The organism is Novosphingobium sp. Chol11, assembly GCF_900218065.1.
Taxonomy (GTDB): domain Bacteria; phylum Pseudomonadota; class Alphaproteobacteria; order Sphingomonadales; family Sphingomonadaceae; genus Sphingobium; species Sphingobium agri.
Genome location: NZ_OBMU01000001.1, coordinates 739,581 through 755,286, shown reverse-complemented (window position 1 = coordinate 755,286; position 15,706 = coordinate 739,581). Strand labels below are relative to the sequence as shown.

18 protein-coding genes and 2 pseudogenes are annotated in these 15,706 nt (G+C 66.5%); 3 read left to right on the top strand and 17 right to left on the bottom strand.

Going from position 1 to position 15,706, the window contains the following annotated elements; translation table 11 throughout:
• From NCHOL11_RS18470 to NCHOL11_RS03770, 10 genes and pseudogenes are all read right to left on the bottom strand, one after another.
• On the bottom strand, window positions 1-701 hold a 701-nt coding region (locus NCHOL11_RS18470), incomplete at its 3' end, for an outer membrane protein (protein ID WP_255254695.1).
• A 177-nt stretch (window positions 702-878) separates the two neighbouring features.
• Window positions 879-1,382 carry a DUF2793 domain-containing protein gene (locus NCHOL11_RS03805; RefSeq protein WP_097091136.1) on the bottom strand — a complete coding sequence of 168 codons (504 nt, stop codon included), beginning with the start codon at window positions 1,380-1,382 and terminating at the stop codon, window positions 879-881.
• Window positions 1,383-1,408: 26 nt separating this feature from the next.
• Window positions 1,409-3,607 (bottom strand): phage tail protein, encoded by a 2,199-nt coding sequence (locus tag NCHOL11_RS03800; protein ID WP_097091135.1) that lies wholly within the window; start codon window positions 3,605-3,607, stop codon window positions 1,409-1,411.
• A complete protein-coding gene (locus NCHOL11_RS03795) occupies window positions 3,595-4,017 on the bottom strand; it encodes a hypothetical protein (protein ID WP_097091134.1) in 423 nt (140 codons plus the stop codon). The genes NCHOL11_RS03800 and NCHOL11_RS03795 overlap by 13 nt, the downstream gene beginning before the upstream one ends.
• Window positions 4,014-4,544 (bottom strand): DUF2163 domain-containing protein, encoded by a 531-nt coding sequence (locus NCHOL11_RS03790; protein WP_255254694.1) that lies wholly within the window; start codon window positions 4,542-4,544, stop codon window positions 4,014-4,016. The genes NCHOL11_RS03795 and NCHOL11_RS03790 overlap by 4 nt, the downstream gene beginning before the upstream one ends.
• Window positions 4,528-6,348: pseudogene (locus NCHOL11_RS18465) on the bottom strand (non-contractile tail sheath protein); the annotation flags it as partial. The gene NCHOL11_RS03790 and the pseudogene NCHOL11_RS18465, both read right to left, overlap by 17 nt.
• Window positions 6,345-6,896 (bottom strand): tail tape measure protein, encoded by a 552-nt coding sequence (locus NCHOL11_RS03785; protein ID WP_097091132.1) that lies wholly within the window; start codon window positions 6,894-6,896, stop codon window positions 6,345-6,347. The pseudogene NCHOL11_RS18465 and the gene NCHOL11_RS03785, both read right to left, overlap by 4 nt.
• A 93-nt stretch (window positions 6,897-6,989) precedes the next feature.
• Window positions 6,990-7,187, bottom strand: coding sequence for a phage tail assembly chaperone (locus NCHOL11_RS03780; RefSeq protein ID WP_097091131.1), 198 nt, complete (start codon window positions 7,185-7,187; stop codon window positions 6,990-6,992).
• Window positions 7,184-7,495: a gene transfer agent family protein gene (locus NCHOL11_RS03775; RefSeq protein ID WP_097091130.1), complete on the bottom strand. Its 312-nt coding sequence runs from the start codon at window positions 7,493-7,495 to the stop codon at window positions 7,184-7,186. Before NCHOL11_RS03775 ends, NCHOL11_RS03780 begins: the two co-directional genes overlap by 4 nt.
• Window positions 7,492-7,899 carry a phage tail tube protein gene (locus NCHOL11_RS03770; RefSeq protein ID WP_097091129.1) on the bottom strand — a complete coding sequence of 136 codons (408 nt, stop codon included), beginning with the start codon at window positions 7,897-7,899 and terminating at the stop codon, window positions 7,492-7,494. The genes NCHOL11_RS03775 and NCHOL11_RS03770 overlap by 4 nt, the downstream gene beginning before the upstream one ends.
• Window positions 7,900-7,953: 54 nt before the next feature.
• Here NCHOL11_RS03770 and NCHOL11_RS03765 point away from each other — a divergent pair, with 54 nt between their 5' ends.
• A complete protein-coding gene (locus NCHOL11_RS03765; RefSeq protein ID WP_097091128.1) occupies window positions 7,954-8,283 on the top strand; it encodes a hypothetical protein in 330 nt (109 codons plus the stop codon).
• 275 nt (window positions 8,284-8,558) lie between these two features.
• Here NCHOL11_RS03765 and NCHOL11_RS03760 read toward each other — a convergent pair whose 3' ends face one another.
• The 5 genes and pseudogenes from NCHOL11_RS03760 to NCHOL11_RS03740 form a co-directional block, all read right to left on the bottom strand.
• Window positions 8,559-8,960, bottom strand: coding sequence for a DUF3168 domain-containing protein (locus NCHOL11_RS03760; RefSeq protein WP_097091127.1), 402 nt, complete (start codon window positions 8,958-8,960; stop codon window positions 8,559-8,561).
• Between the two features lie 102 nt (window positions 8,961-9,062).
• Window positions 9,063-9,377, bottom strand: a pseudogene (locus NCHOL11_RS03755) (DUF6127 family protein); the annotation flags it as partial.
• A gap of 98 nt (window positions 9,378-9,475) precedes the next feature.
• Window positions 9,476-10,603: a phage portal protein gene (locus NCHOL11_RS03750; RefSeq protein WP_097091126.1), complete on the bottom strand. Its 1,128-nt coding sequence runs from the start codon at window positions 10,601-10,603 to the stop codon at window positions 9,476-9,478.
• 268 nt (window positions 10,604-10,871) lie between these two features.
• The gene (locus NCHOL11_RS03745; RefSeq protein ID WP_097091125.1) at window positions 10,872-11,210 is read right to left on the bottom strand and encodes a hypothetical protein; all 339 of its coding nucleotides are present in this window, start codon (window positions 11,208-11,210) and stop codon (window positions 10,872-10,874) included.
• Window positions 11,211-11,272: 62 nt separating this feature from the next.
• Entirely contained in the window at window positions 11,273-12,607 is a 1,335-nt protein-coding gene (locus NCHOL11_RS03740; protein WP_176502174.1) for a DNA-packaging protein, read from the bottom strand.
• A gap of 111 nt (window positions 12,608-12,718) precedes the next feature.
• Between NCHOL11_RS03740 and NCHOL11_RS03735 the strand changes: the two genes are divergently transcribed.
• Complete coding sequence (locus tag NCHOL11_RS03735; RefSeq protein ID WP_176502248.1) at window positions 12,719-13,168, top strand: acetyltransferase; 450 nt, start codon at window positions 12,719-12,721, stop codon at window positions 13,166-13,168.
• Between the two features lie 126 nt (window positions 13,169-13,294).
• Here the strand turns inward: NCHOL11_RS03735 and NCHOL11_RS03730 are convergent, their stop codons facing one another.
• Together NCHOL11_RS03730 and NCHOL11_RS03725 are read right to left on the bottom strand one after the other, a co-directional pair.
• A complete protein-coding gene (locus tag NCHOL11_RS03730) occupies window positions 13,295-13,864 on the bottom strand; it encodes a hypothetical protein (RefSeq protein WP_097091123.1) in 570 nt (189 codons plus the stop codon).
• A gap of 251 nt (window positions 13,865-14,115) precedes the next feature.
• Window positions 14,116-14,919 carry a hypothetical protein gene (locus tag NCHOL11_RS03725; protein ID WP_176502173.1) on the bottom strand — a complete coding sequence of 268 codons (804 nt, stop codon included), beginning with the start codon at window positions 14,917-14,919 and terminating at the stop codon, window positions 14,116-14,118.
• 143 nt (window positions 14,920-15,062) lie between these two features.
• Between NCHOL11_RS03725 and NCHOL11_RS03720 the strand changes: the two genes are divergently transcribed.
• Complete coding sequence (locus NCHOL11_RS03720; protein ID WP_097091122.1) at window positions 15,063-15,698, top strand: YqaA family protein; 636 nt, start codon at window positions 15,063-15,065, stop codon at window positions 15,696-15,698.
• Window positions 15,699-15,706 lie beyond the last annotated feature (8 nt).

Here is a 15,706-nt window from a genome sequence, read left to right as displayed (position 1 = left end):
GGCGGCGGGGGCGGCGGCGGGGGCGGCGGCGGAGCAGCCGGTTCACCACCGAAGTTGTAGGTCAGACCCAGCAGAAGGCTGTGCGTACGCAGCTTCGTTTCGACGTCACCGCCAGCAACGCCCACCGCAGTGGTGTAAGCCGGGACGAGGTTGATATCGTCCTGGTTGAAGAAGCGATACTTCAGCGAAACGTCGAGGTTGTTGGTCAGCGGATAGCGAATGCCAGCCAGCGCCTGCCAGGCGAAACCGGTGTCGCTGTCGTTGACCAGGTCGTTGGCGAGCTTGGCGCGCGAAACGCCGACACCGCCGCCGACGAAGCCCTGCAGGCCATCGTCCGAACCGAAGTCAAGCAGACCGTTCAGCATGAACGAGAGAGCCGAAACGGAACCGCCGAACTGGCTGTTGTCCAGGTCGACCTTGGCACGCTTGTAGCCGGCTTCGGCTTCAAGGCGGAAACCACCAAAGTCGTAACCGATGACGGCGTCAGCGTCCCAACCCTTGTGGTAGTCCACATTTTCCAGCGTGGTGCTGGCAGTGGGAGCGCCCGTGAACGGATCGAAACCGGGGCTGAAAGTGATGTCCTGATCTTCAACGATGGTGACGCCGGATTCGATACCGATATACCAGCTATCATCACGCGCCAGGGCCGGGGTGGCCAGGGCACTGGTCGCAAGCGCAGCCGCGAGGGCAAGCTTCCGCATTTGGATTCCCCTTTCAAAAGTGTCACGAAGGACTGCTGAAACCATGTATCGGCAAGAAAGTTTCATGGCAAGTCCACATTTGGTGAAACTGTTGCCAAAATGCATCAGCGGACTGCGGGAGCCCCGATATATAAGCATTTCCGTGCACCAGCACTGTAAAAGTCGGGCACGTTCAAGTCATGTTTCGATCAATCCATGATCCCGCATCGCGGAAAGAATAGCTGCTATGGAACTCCTCGCTTCACTGTCGACGGAACCCCCTCCCACGGGGTCGCCGATGGCCGGACGCCGCGTCCCCACCACGCGCAAACCTTCGGCATAGAGCCCATCGCTCCGCACGGCTCCGTCCGCCCATCCGTGGCCATCGAATTGCATGACGTGCCCCCTGTCCGCCACCCACAGGACCAGACCCGCACGAGGCTCGGCATAACGCCATCCGCCATCGGTCCAGCACGCGACCGATCCCTCCCGGCCAAGCCAGCTTCCCGTCGCGCCCGCAGCGATGATCCAGCATTGCCCTTCCCCGGGCGACAGCGGCGGCGTACCCTCGTCCGCGCTCTCCACCTGGCCGTGCAACAGCATGTCGATCCTTGCCAAAGCTTCGTTATGGAACAGTTCCTTCTGAGCCTGCCCGGCAAACAGGTTCGGCAGCGCCCAGCGCGGCGTCGCATCGCTCGTCATATGTCGGATTTCCTTTCCATTCTCGATTATCCGCCAGGCAAAATGATGCGCGCGGGACGTCCCAGGGCGAAGGACCCGATCTGCCGGACCTCGATCGTCAAAGCGCCCCCGCCGTCGGCATCGAAGGCAGCGGCCCCGTAAGTCCACTGCGCCGACCCGATTTCTATCCGCCGCAGCAACGCGCCAGCCGCCAGAACGCGCAGTTCATAGCGCTCACCTTCCTCGCCCAGCGGCACATCCGCCCCGCTGACCCACCGCCAGCCGCTCCTGCTGCGCCGCACCCATCGAATGTCCCAGCCGCCTGCTCCGTCAGATAAGGCGCGCAGGTGAACGGGCGCTACCGGAGTGACCGCCTCGCCGCTGACGGCCAGTTCTGCCTCCACCGGCTCGGCATCACCGATCCCCAGAGCCGCAAGGCGCAGCGTCATGCCGATTTCACTGTTGCCCGTCCCGGCAAATGGCTCGGCGAGCCGCTCCTCCTCGATCAGCAGAAACGGCTCATCAGGACCACGTTCGGCCATAGCCCACTCGGTTCCGAACAGCCCACGGCGCAGCCCCTCCAACCGGAAGCTCGCCGCGCCCGTCTGCACCGCACGGGAAAATTGCAGAAGCTCCCGTCCGACCATGCAAAGATTGCGCCCCTGCGCCAGCGCCGCTTCATCCGCGTCGCCCAGTTCCATGTCATCGGCCAGCAACGTCACATGTAGGCTGTTGACCGCATCGATCAACGTGCAGCTCCCCTGCCCCAGGACCTCGTCCGCTTGCCCCATCACCGCGCGGGGCGCCGTACGGCCAACCGGGTCAGCCTCCCCCGCACCGCTCATCGCGAAGAGGGCCGCGCCCCGCCATCCTTCCCCGCCACTTGCCGCCGCCGCGATCAACGGTGCCGTGGCGGCCGCGTCCCGCAACGGCGGAAGGTCGACCAGCATCAGCGATGTGGGTCCTGGCGGAGCATCCACCTGCCGCACGATGGAACCGGATGATGCACCCGCAGGCAACACACCCCCGGCACCCGGCACCCGCCGCAGCGCCAGCCGCACGGCCATCGCCTCCCATTCCCGCTCCTCGATCCGCCAGCGCCCAGGCACATTCTCGACCTTCACGATATCGCCCGGATCGTGACGCAGAGCCTCCCACCCGCACCGCAGCGTCATGGCCGATCGCCCGGTCCAGTCATGGCCCAAACGTCGCGCCGCCAGCCGCCGTGCCGCATCGGCGGGCATGGTGACGGGCAGATCGATGCCACGTTCGATCCGCCCCGTCCCTGGCCGCGTCACCCGCTGCACCCCCGCCTGATAGTCGCGCGCCGCATCATAGTGGCGCAGGGCGAGCGCCACCGGCACCGCCTCGACGCTCCCGCCCGTCTGCTCGACAGCGTCGATGGCTCGCCCATTCACACGCTTGCAAAGGGCCGCTTCCCCGACCTCGGCCTCAGGCTCATCCCGAGCCGTTCCGATCAGCCGCAGCCCATCCTCCCCAGCGGCAAAGGCCAGGTCCCAGGCCTCCACCAGCGGCGTAATCGCCTCCACCACATCGGCGCCGCCTGCCGCAAATCCCTGCACGCTCTCATCCTCAGCAGCGGCAAGCAGACCGCCACTCAGGTCCATCGCCACCGTATCGATCGCCACCATCCCCGCATCCGCCTCGACTTCGAAGGTCAGGGAAGGGATGCGGTTCCCGAAATCGGCAAGCTGCAAGTCCTCGAACACGGCATAGGCAATCCCGCGATGCGCGGGCGCCTTGGCGATGCCCTCCGCCGAAGCGATCAACGGGTCGGCCGCCTGATCTTCCCCGCCCAGGTGCAGGCGAAAGGCGTTCAGCCCCGACTTGAAATCGCCCGCCGCGCCGCGCAGCAGATTGCCGTCCGCCCAGATGCGCCGCACCGCCCGCACCCGCCGCGCCGACAAGGCCACGGCAAAGCTCGCCGAATAGCTGTAGCTGGTGACGCTCGGCCGCCCCTTGCCGCCGCCGCTCCGGTTGCGCTTTTCCTTGAGGTCCGTCGCCCAGATCACCGAACCCGCGACACGCATGGTGCCGAACAGTTTCGGAATCTGCGCGCCATAGCTCGACGTCTGCAACTGCAATTCCGTCAGCCGCCTGCCCTCGCGCCCCTTGGGCTTGAACAGCACCGCCTGATCGAAGCTGCTGCCGATCAGCCCGCCGATCGCTCCACCCAGCGGCCCGCCAATGGCGGTGCCGAGCGCCGTCAGCACTAAAGTCGCCATGTCTCCTCCTCTATCGTCCGCCAATGGCCGATGACGGGCCAGGGCGAAGGCCCCGGCGTCTCGACCACGCGTCCCAGTCCCGCATGGGCATGGACATGCCCGCCAGGGACCAGGATCATCAGATGCAATTGCAAAGGTCCCGGCCGCGCGAGCACCACGTCGCCCGCCTTGGGCCGCTCGACAGCCAGCAATCCAGCCTGCGTCAACCAGTCACGCGCCAGCGCCTCGTCCCCTGATCGCAGCCCATAGCCTCGCGGCAGGGCAGCCTCATGCCCCGCCTCCGCCAGAGCAAGCGCCGCCAGCCCGACGCAATCCACGCCGCTCGCCCTGCTCCGCCCCTGAAGGCGGAACCGCGCGCCCACCAGATCGCGCGCCGCCGCGACGATCCGGTCCGCTTGTCCGCTGCTCATGCGCCCGGATAGCGCGTCAGCAGGTCCGTCCCCGGCAAATAGGGCTCCCCCCGGAAATTCACGACATTGCCGAACCGCGCCCGGCATGTCTCCAACTGCCGATCACACCCCTCCGTCAGCAACGCCAGCGTGCCCGGCGCGACGGCAAAGGAGGGCAGGTCCGACAGGGTAAGCAGGCTCGCCCCATTATCCACCACCCCCTGCACCGCACCAGCATTGGGTCCCGTCATCCACCGCAGCGTGCCAAAGGCATAGACCCCCGCAACCAACCCCGCCGCGCTGACCTCAACATCATCGACAGCCTCGACCACCACGACCTTGCGCCGCGCCGCCAGATCGACCCGGCACTGCCGGTCGCCCAGCCGCGCCCGACAGTCCGGCGAAGTAGAAGGCGCAACCGGAGCCTTCAGCGCCGCCATCGCCCCCACCAGCTCCGCCGTGAACGCCCCGCCCTTGCGCGCCACGCTGCCGATCTCACCCTTCGCCAGCAGCCACCACAGCACGCCCGGCGCTTCCCATTCGGTCATGCCCGGACGGGCTCTCCACGATCTGGGTCGAAAAAGCAGGCGACAAGCTCGCGTCCCGCCCGATGGCGATCGGAAACGCCACATCGTCAAAGGCTTGCATCTCATCATCCCCCTGAAGTCTGAAGCAGGTGAAGCCATCCCGTGCCACCTGCGGCAGCGCCCAGACAAAGGTCGCCGCCGTCCCCCGCCGCACCGCTGCATCCGCCGCGTCAGCGATCTGCCGCCACTGCGCCGCCTGCTCACCCAGCAGCACGAAGCCCGAAAAATAATGCTGCTCCTCGACAGGATAGCCGAGCCGCGCCGTCGCCACCTCGATTCCCCTGGACGTGCGCGTAGGGCGGCCCTCCGTCACCCAGTCATAATCTTCCAGCTGCAACACATCGAAGGCGGGCGACGCCCAGCCGACAGGCATGTTCGCCCGCTTCGCCTCCGGAGCCAGCGGATCAAGCACGGTTGGCAGATAGGCGAGCAAATGCGTCACCGCCCCCGGCGCCACGCCCTTCACCCAGGCACAAAGCGCCGCGGTCGAAGCCGCCAGCACTGCCCCCGCCTGATCCAGCAGAGCCTTTTGCGGGCCGCTCAAAGCTCCCCGCACATCGCTGATCGACACCGGGCTCCCGCCAAAGGCCGCCCGCGCCGCCGCGTCATAGATGCAGATCCGCCCATCGGCAGGCATCACCCACCACCATGGCTCGCCCACCTGAAACTTGATCGGAATCCCGGCGCTCAAGCCAATGGAAACAAAGGCCCCCGCCACCAGCCGCAAATAGCTCATCGCCCCGTCATGCGCAGGCGACAGCAATGTCGAAGGCGGCGACCATCCGGTCAGCGCGGGATCGCCATTCTCCGCCCGCTGCTTCCAGTCGTTCCAGCAATGCGCGTCCAGCAGTTCATAGGAAAGCGACCAGATCACCCCCAGCCGTAGCGCCTTCGCCCGCCGCGCAAAATCCGCATGCCACGCCGCACAAGGCGCATTCAGCACGCCCCCGGCAAGGCTGACGTAAAATCCGCCGCCCAGCGGTTCGAGCCGGAAATAATGGCTCATTCCCACATAATGGTTGATGTCGCCGCGATAGCCCAGCGCAAGGATCGCATCGACGATCCGCTCGGGCGTCTGGTTGAAACAATCATCATAGCCGGTCGCCATCGACAGCCCATGTTCGGGCACCATCACATCGCCGACGCTCAGCACAGACCCCGCGCCGTCGCAGCGCATGTTGGACAGCTCGGCCCATCCCTCGACCCCCGCCGCAAAGGCTGTCGTCCCCGCGTCATAGCCGGGGGAGCCAAGCGAAATGAACATCCGGTCGACATCGCCCGCCCACACCGGATCAGCTTCGCCCGGTAGCAGGAACCCGCCATCCAGATCAGCGAAATCCAAAACGACTTCAGCATCTTCCGCCGTGCCGCTCGCATAATTCCACAGCCGCACATACCAGGACCTCGCATTGCCCGCAGCATCCCGCCCCTCGATCGTCAGCGTCGGGCCATGCACCTCGTCCAGCCGCTTGAGCCCCCCGCTGCGCCAACGAAAGCGCAGCACGCACGCGCGAAAATCGCGGGCCGTCCCATAGGCCAGCAGCGGATGGCTCCACTTGTCCTCCGCCTCCCAGATCAGCCCCGCCAGATCGCCCGACCCATAAAAAACCGCGTCCACCCGCAGTGCATCCGGCGCGGTCGTGACCACGCTTGCCATCATTGGCCGCGGGAAGTTCACCGTCCAATGCGTTGGCGCGAAACGCTTCATAAAGCGCTCCTCCTGGCCCCGCCGCGCGTCCGCCAGCCAATAGCCCAGCCCACTCATCCGTTCAGCGCCCCCCTCACCGCCCGCGCCACCTGCCGCGCACTTCGCGCCAGCAGCCGGGCGTTATCGAACCCTTCGCCGCGCCCCTGCACGGCGATGTTCACCCGCACATCACGCCCGCCACCGCCGCCATGTGCGACCACCTGGCCGCTCGCCGTGGGCACGAACAATTCCGGCCCCCGCTCGCCCACCACATAGGCGCGCCCCGGAGCCACCGGCCCACCCGTCGCCCGCCCCGGCAGACCCAGCGCAGCGGCACCCAATGTCAGCAGGGAACCACCCACACCGCCGACACTTGCCGCGCCAGACCGCACCGCTCCGGCGGCGATCTCCTCCAACACGGACAACGCAGCCTGCTTCAGTTCCTCAAAACCAAAGCGCCCGCTCCGCACCGCCCGCAACAACCCCTGCTCGATCCGCCGCCCAGCCCGCTCCGCGCCTGAAGCCAGCGACCCTTCCAACGCCCCCCGCATCGCCTCCACATCGCGCGACAAGCCCTGCGTATCCGCCCGAACCCGCACCACCAGCGTCTCGATTTCCTCGTCCAAACCTCACCTCCCGCACACACAAAAGCCCCTCCCCTTCAGGGGAGGGGTTGGGGTGGGGGCGTGCCCCACATAATGCTCCCACAGATTGGGCACTCAATCCGGCATCACCCCCCTGAGCCGCGCCAACTCCCCCGCATCCATCCCAACACCCATCTCTTCCTCATCCCCCCTCGCGGCCCGCAGCACCGCCTCCAGTTCCACCGGCGTCGATCGCCAGAACTCATCCGGCCGCCAACCCAGCAGCCATCCCGCAACGCCAGCCAGCCGCGCCGCCGCTTTGAAGAAGCTCATCGTCCCCCCAAAATCTGCCTGATGATGCCGCCCAGCACCGGCGACAGCTTCGCCAGCCCCGCCTCGACGATCGCCTCGCCCAGCCTCTCACGCGTCAGCCCTTCGGGCGCATCGGCCAGGCAGTGCCAGAACAGCCCCGTCATGTCGGACAGCGACAGCTTGCCCGCAGCCGCCCGCTCCACCAGTTCGAACAGCGGCCCCAATTCCTGCTCCGCCGCGACCAGTGCCGCAAAGCTCGGCCGCAGCCGCAAAGTCTCGCCAGCCAGCTCCAGCGAGGCCTCGCCCCTCGCACCATTGGCCGCGCTCATTCCGACACCACCGGACCGGAGCTTTCCAGGCTCAGCGCATAGTTGCGCTCGCCATTATAATCGCCCGCATAGTCGAGCCGCGTGACCAGGAAGCGCCCGCGCATCCGCTCGCCACTTTCGAAGCTCAGCTCAAACTGTTCGATCGTCCCCGCCAGCGCATGGTTGCGTATCCGCACCTCGGCGGCCGACCCCGTAAAGATGCCCGCCGCCGACACGCTGACGGATCGCACCCCCGCCCCCGACAGCAGCTCCCGCCAGCCGCCGGAATCCTTCGACGTCACATTGACGCCCTCGCCATTCACCGACAGCTGCGTGGTCCGCATTCCGGCGACAGTTGCGTATGCGACAGGCGTCCCGCCATCGCCCACTTTCAACAGAAACGCGCTTCCCTTTTCCACTCCCATGGAGCATTCTCCCGTAAGATAAAACGTGCCTGAATTGCGATTGGAGAGGTTCGAATGCTGTTCGCTGCTCCCCTCATGATGATGCTGGCCGCCACCCCGCAGAGCGGCGACGCCGTAGGCGCTGGCCGCAAGGCTTATTCCGAGTGCCTGTCAAAGGAAGTCGGCCCCGCGCTCGACAAGAAACTGACGCTCGGCGACTTCCAGTCCACGCTGAAATCCAAGTGCAGCGCCAAGGAAGCCGCCTTCCGCGCCGCCATCGTCGCTGACGACAAATCCACCGGCATGTCCGACAAGGACGCCCAGGCCGACGCAGACGACCAGATCGCCGAATATGTCGACAAGATCACCAGCGAGTTCGAGGATTACTCCAAGCCCGGCGGCTAAGGCACGGGAACGAAGTTCCCCACAGCCGCCTCCGTTCGTTTCGAGCGAAGTCGAGAAGCGTCGCGCAATCCGTGTCTCGAGAACCGGGTTAGCGGGGAGACGTGACAACCCTCTGATCAGCCCAATCCCATCCGCGCCGAAGCATCTCTTCCTGCTCTGCGCACTCTGCGCCTCTGCGCGAGAATTAATCACGCGGAGGCGCGGAGACGCGGAGCGCCATGCATGACCGTGCTTTCAGCGCAGCATCTCCGCGCCTCCGCGTCTCCGCGTGAAAATCACCCGCCTTGCCGAACCACCCGCACCCGATAATCCACCACCGCCTGCCAGTTATCCTTATCCCGCCCCTTCACCACCCGGGACCGGATCAGCCGCACCGCGACGATCCGCCACGCCTCGGCAAATTCCAGAAGCTGCATCACGGCATCGATCCGCTCCAGCAACGCCGCCAGCCGTCCGGGCGTCTCCCCGGCATCATGCAACCCGATCGTCAGCCGCAACTCACGCCCGTCCACATCCTTCGCGCCCCAGTCGCTGGCGATGCATTCGCCCACCACCGCATAGGGCACGCTCGCCCGCACCGGCTGCCCGTCGAACAGCCCATTGAGGCCGCCCATCAACGCCGCGTCCTCCTTCAAAGCCGCGATCACCGCCGCCCGCACCGTCACTTCCGCACTCATCGCCCACCCCTCACCCGATCGCGCAGATCAAGCGCGCCCAGCCATTGCCGCATCAGCCCGCGTCCCGACAGCAGCACCGCATCCCCCTCGATCCGCGCATCCCCGCACCATCCCGATCAGCCCGGCCTTCACCGCCACGCCCAGCAGCACCAGCGCCATCACGATCCGCACCGCCCAGCCGACCACGGCCCCGCGCGCCGCCTTCTTCGCGTCGCGCCAGGCGGACAGCAGCTCGCGCAACTCCCGCACATCGCCCTCCGCACGCCCATCGCTCAGCCCCAGCCGCTCCAGCGCCCGCCCCGCGCCCAACTCACTCGCCTCCTCGATCAGCGCCCGGATCATCAACATGTCCATTTGCCCCGGCGCCGCCTCAGCCTGAGCCACCAGCCGCGCCAGCATCTCGCCATCATATTTCATCGGCCCCACTCCTCCCTCGCGCAAAGACCCACAGACGCAAAAGGCTGCCAAAGGCAGCCCTCAAAAACCCTCCGCGTCTCTACGTCTCCGCGTGAACCTCAAATCCCCAGCATCGCCCGCTTCTCATCCGCCGAAAGGAAGTCAGCCGCAGCCACCCGCTCCCACAAAGCCGCCCGCTCATCCGACAGCGCAGGCACCGCATCCAGGTCCACCGCCAGGCCCAGCCCCGGCCACCATCCCTGCAACCCCTGCGCCAGCCCGCCGCAGATCTTCGCCACCAGCGGCAGGATCGTCTGCCGCCACAGCGCCTTGTTCGCCTCGCGATAATTGGCGTAGGCATTGTCGCCCGGCAGCCCCATCAGCATCGGCGGCACGCCGAAGGACAAGGCAATCTCCCGCGCCGCCGCAGCCTTGAGGCCCACAAAGTCCATCTCCGCCGGTGTCAGGCTCATGGCCTTCCAATCGAGCCCGCCCTCCAGCAGCATCGGCCGCCCGGCATTGGCCGCGCCGGAAAAGGCCCCCTCCATCTCGCGCTTTACCCGCTCGAACTGCTCCGGGCTCATCACCGACCCGTCGCCCGGATCATAGACCATCGCGCCCGAAGGCCGCGCCGCATTGTCCAGCAAAGCCTTGTTCCACACCGTCGCCGCATTGTGGATCGCCACCGCCCCAGCAGCCGCGCCCACGCAGCCCAGCCCATAATGATCGTCCAGTGGATGCAGCGCCTTCAGATGCAGGATCGACGCACGCCCGGCGCCATCCTCGGGCAGCAGCCGCGTCACGCTGTCCCCCACGCGATAAAGATAGGCCGCAGGCCACCCCCGCGCATCCGCCTCCACGCTCACCCGCTCAGGCCGCAGCGCATAAAGCTCGACCGGCCTGCCATCGGCTCCGGTCATCACCTGCACATAGCCATTGCCATGCAGCAGCAAATGGCTTGCCAGCGTCTCCACCAGACTCTGCCCCGCCGAACAGCGCGTCAGCAGCGACAGCACCGGCCCGCGCTCTTCCTCCTCCACCCCGCTCGCCAGTAAAGCCGTCGCCCCCGCCCCTTCGGACACCAGCCGCAGGGCGCGCTGCGCCACCGGATTGCCAAGCACGCCGCTGCGCACCTGCGCCTCATAGGAAGCAGGCCACTCCCCCAAAGCCACCGCGCCCGAACCCCAGGCACGCGCCAACACCGGCCGCGCGCCACCCCGCGCGGCCTTCGCCCCGAAAAATTTCATGAAGACCCCACAAAAGCAAAAATCCTCTCCCCTTCAGGGGAGAGGATAGTGAAGCTTGGCGGCGACAGCCGCTTAGCGAAACTTGGAGAGGGGAAGGCCCCCGCCGACTACCGTAACCTGGAGAGGGGAACGCCCTCACCCAACCTACTATCTTGAGATCGTCACCCCGGGCGTGACCCGGGGTCTCGCTTCCTTGTCCGTATTGCGGAAGAAGAAGCGGGATCCCGGGTCAAGCCCGGGATGACAAAAAGGACTTACGCCCACCAACTCAGGGATTACGCCGCAACACCCGATCACATTCGGCATTCGTCCCCTCGCTCTTCCCGATCACACGCCCGGCCACTGCCCCAGCCGCACCGGCCAGCAGGGACTCACCCAGGCTGCCGCCCGCCAAGGCACCCACGCCAGCGCCGCCGGCCGCGCCGATCACCGTCCCGCGATCGCGCCCTTTCTTCGCCTGCAACAGGCAGTAGCGCACATCATCACGGTCACGCGGAGCCGCCCGCGCCACCCGCGCCCGCTCCTTGCTATTGAGCGACGCGGCCATCACCGGCGTCGCCACCAAAGTCGCGCCGGCCGCCACCATCATGATCCTGGCCAGTTTCATCAGCCTCACTCCCTCGCAAAACTTGACTTGGGATAATACGCCGCGCCGGTCAGCCGGGTTCCTCAAACCGCCCGCACCCGCGCGTCGCCGCGCCGCCCGAGCATCAACTCGGTCAGAGCCCAGACCAGCGCATCCGCCCGATCCGGCGACCGCCCCGGCCCGGCATAGCCGCCACCGGCGATCAGCCCGCACATCTCATCCTCCAATGCCCAGAAGGCTCCCCGATGCCGCACCCGCCCGGCTTCATACAGCGCCGCCACAGGCTCGGCCCGTGCCGCCTTGCCCCGGCTGGCATGAACCAGCCGCACCGGCAGCGCAGCCTCCGCCGCGCGCAGAACGCTCTCCACCATCGCCCCTCCATTATTGGCTTCGGCAACGACCCGGTCCGCGCCATGCAGCGCCGCCGCCTGTGCCACCGCCCGCGCCCAGCTTTCCGGGCTCGCCTTCTCGACGCTCGCATCGGCAATGACATAGGCCCGCCCGTCGCCGCCCATCCCGGCCACCACGATCCCGCAAGCATCGCCATGCGCCGAAGCCGGAGGATCGACCCCGATCACCACGCGCGACAGCAAAGCCTCGCCATCCCCGCCGCCCGGCACATGCGCGATCCGGCACCGCTCCAGCAGTTCCCGGTTCCACAGCGCACCCTCGACCTCCTCGATCAGCTCGCCGTCCAGTTCCTGCCGCCCGAGCCGCGTCGCGCCATAGCTCTGCTCCATCGCCGCAACGAAGCCTTCAACCAGGTTGACCACATTGTCCGCCGTCCGCCCCCGCGTCACCGCGACATCCACGCCGTCCCGCGCCACCAGCCCGCGTACCAGCGGCACCGGCCTTGGCGTCGTCGTCGCCATCACTTGTGGAGCGCGCCCCAGTCGCATCCCCATCATCATATTGTCCCACGCCGCTTCTCCCTGCGGCCATTTCGCGATCTCGTCCGCCCAGCCATGGCTGAACTGCGGCCCGCGCAACGATTCCGGGTCCGCCGCGCCGAACAGCAGCGCCATGGCGCCATTGGGCCAAACCAGCCGCCGCAGCGCTGGCGAAAAGATGGGCCGGTTCCACCAGGGCGCAATGGACAGCAGCCCCGACGGCCCCTCCACCATCACGCTGCGCGCCTCGCCCAGGGTCGCGCCGACTAGCGCGATCCGCGCCGCGCCGTCATTCTCCGCAATCCGCCGCACCCATTCCGCCCCGGCCCGCGTCTTGCCAAAGCCGCGCCCGGCCATCATCAACCAGATGCGCCAGCTGCCATCGGGCGCCAGCTGCTCGGGCCGGGCCAGCCATTCCCAATCATGTTCCAGCGCCTGCGCCGCCGCGCCGTTCAGCCCCGCCAGCACCCGCTCGCGCGCCGCGTCGGGCAGGGCCGCTAATCTCTCGAAATCCGACATGCCACCCATCGGCCATTCGCTCCCCTCACCAGTTCCCCTCACCGGCCCAAGTGCCTCATTTCGGCCTTTTTTTGATCATGCGCCTTTTCGCCTGCTCCGCTGCGTCCCTATATGCCGCCCATGATATCGATCCGCCCCGCCCGCGCCGCCGATGGCGCTCGCCTGCTCGACATCTGGCGCTGCGCCGTCGACGCAACCCATGATTTCCTCGATCCCGCCGACCGCCAGGCGATCGATGCGGAAGTGTCCGGCTTCCTGCCGCAATCCCCCGCATGGCTCGCCACCGATGCCGATGACCGCGCGGTCGGCTTCATGCTGATCGACGGCACGCACATGGACGCCCTCTTCATCGACCCGGCGTGGCACGGCAAAGGCGTAGGCCGCGCGCTCGTCGATCACGGCCTCGCCCTCCATCCGGCCATGACGACCGACGTCAATGAACAGAATGAAGGCGCCATCACCTTCTACGAACGCATGGGCTTCGCCCGCACCGGCAGATCGGAGAGGGATGGCCAGGGCAGGCCTTACCCTCTCCTTCACTTGCGCCACGCTCCCGAAGCGGCGCGGTAAGCAACCGCATTTCCCTCTCCCCTTCAGGGGTCGGCCAGAGGCACGTGACTCTGGCCGAGGTGCCGAGCGAAGCGAAGGCGGGAGAGGGAGAAGGAAAGCCGCCTCGCCTCACCCGACGCTTCCTCCTCACCCACGCCTCTCCCGCACCCTCTCCAGCGCCGCCCGCAACCGCTCGACCGCATCCGCCCCGTCCGGCCGGTCCACAGTCTCCGCCGCCAGCTTCTCCCCAACCTCGCGCCGATGCTGCAGCAGCAGCCGCACCCCGACCGCATTGGGATGCCCGCGCTTCACCTTCCGGCTCTTCACCATCCCCTCGCCGTCCAGCACGACCTCTTCCTCTTCCGTACCGAACAGCGCCTGCCGCAGCAGCAGCGCCTCCAGTTCGCCATAGCCGACGCTCAGCGCCTGCGCCCATTCCCGCGCAAAGCCGGGGTCGCGCCGCTTCTGATAATAGGCGCTCGAAAGGTTTTTCCCCGCCACCCGCGCCGCCTCGCTCACATTGCAGGTCGCGGCCAGCGTCTCCATGAAGATCTTCCGCCGCTCGACGGTCCAGCCGTCCTTGCGCACCGCCCGCAACTGCGCGCCGCTGCCAGCCGATCCGCGTTGGCTGCGCTGCACCGACAGCTCCCTGTCCGGCGCATCGCTGGCCTTGCCGGAAAAGCGCCGCACCACCTTAGCGCCATTCTGATCCGCCATGTCCTCGCCCTCCGCTTTCCCCAACAGAAAAGGGCCGGTTCCTTTCGGACCAGCCCCTGCCGCGTCACCGTCCCGGCGACTCACAATTCCCAATATCGACATCTCTGTCAGAAGAGCGTCACGATGTCAAGAGAAATGTTCCATATAGGTTCGCCATCCCCTATTTTTATGCACTCACTCGCAAAATCCCCAACAACCATCATTCATATAGGTTATTACACATCACAATCCTGTCAGGATCGCAACTGCACTCACATGCCCGCACCACCGCCACTGGCAGGCGCGCGGCTATAGTCGATCCTGATGCGCACCCAGCTGCCCACCATCACCTTCCCATTGACGCGCGGCGGCCGCACCAGGAACTGCCACGCCGCCAGCCGCACCGCGCGGGCAAAGCCCGAACCCTGCGGCGATTCTCCCAAGGCCTGGCAATTTTCGACCCGGAAATTCTCCACCGTCTTGCACGCCACCAGCCCCCATCCACCAGCGGGCGCATTGGGCGGCATGTAACCGCCAAGCTCCGCAGGCGTGGGCCGCCGATACCATTCCGCCTCAAACAGCTGGACGCCGCCCGGCCCTTCGCCCGGCCCCGCCGCCACGCGGCTATTCCCCTGACCAGACGTGCCTGCGCTCTGGCTATCATCCTTCTTCGGCATCTTGCCGATATCGGCCGCCGCCATCTGCGCGCTGTCCAGTTGCAGGAAGGGCATCTTGGGCTGCACGGGCAAGGTCACGATCGGCTTTTCGACCGGTGTTTCGACGGGCTTCTCGACCGGCTTGCGCGGCTCCTTCGGCTTTTCGACCTTCTTCTTCTCCGGCGCCGCCGCTTCTTCCTTCTTCTTTTTTTCGGTCCGCTCCGGGCTCTTCTCCGCTTCAGGTTCAGGCGAAGCGGCCATTTCGAACGTCACCGGATTGCGCGGATCGACCTTCTCGGGATCAAGCGCGGGCGCCAATGTCAGCAGCGCCAGCACCAGCAGTGCGTTCAGCCCCAGCGCAAAGATCAATCCCCCGCCACGCTCGCGCAATTTCGGCCATGATATGTTGGAGATCGTCACTGAAGTCGGGCCGGGCTGCTGATGCGGAGAACAGGGGTGATGCCCAGCCGCTCCCACCGCGTCAACGCCTTCACGATGTTGCGACTCCGTAATGGGATGAAAGCGCTGGCGGTCCCCTGCAATCTCCGCTAGGCCCGCCTCCAATGCTCACCAAGCTTTATCAATGGACGCTGGCCAAAGCCGCCCACGCCCATGCCGAACGCTGGCTCTTCGCCATATCCTTCATGGAATCCAGCTTCTTCCCGATCCCCCCGCATCCGCTGCTCGGCCTCATGTGCCTTGCGCGGCCCGAAAGGGCGATCCGCTTCGGCATCATCTGCACCCTCGCATCGGTGCTGGGCGGCCTGTTCGGCTATGCGATCGGCTATTTCCTCTACGAAGCGGTCGGACAGCAGATCCTCGACGCGCTGGGCCTCGCCGCGAAATTCCCGGTAGCCGCCTGCTACTTGCGCGAATATGGCGCTGAAATCATCCTGGTGAAGGGCGCAACGCCCATCCCGTTCAAGCTGATCACCATCACCTCTGGCTTCATCGGCCTTTCGCTCTTCACCTTCATCTGGGCCAGCATCCTGTCCCGCGCCTTCCAATTCATGCTGGTCGGCTTCCTCTTCTGGAAATTCGGCCGCCCCATAAAGGCGTTCATCGAGAAATATCTCGGCCTCCTGTCCGCAGCTTTCCTCGTCCTCGTTGTCGGCGGTTTCATCGCGGCATCGATGCTTTCGGGCGGCGGGGACAAGAGCGACACGTGCAGCAACGCCACCATGGCCACGATCCGCTGACTTTTCGC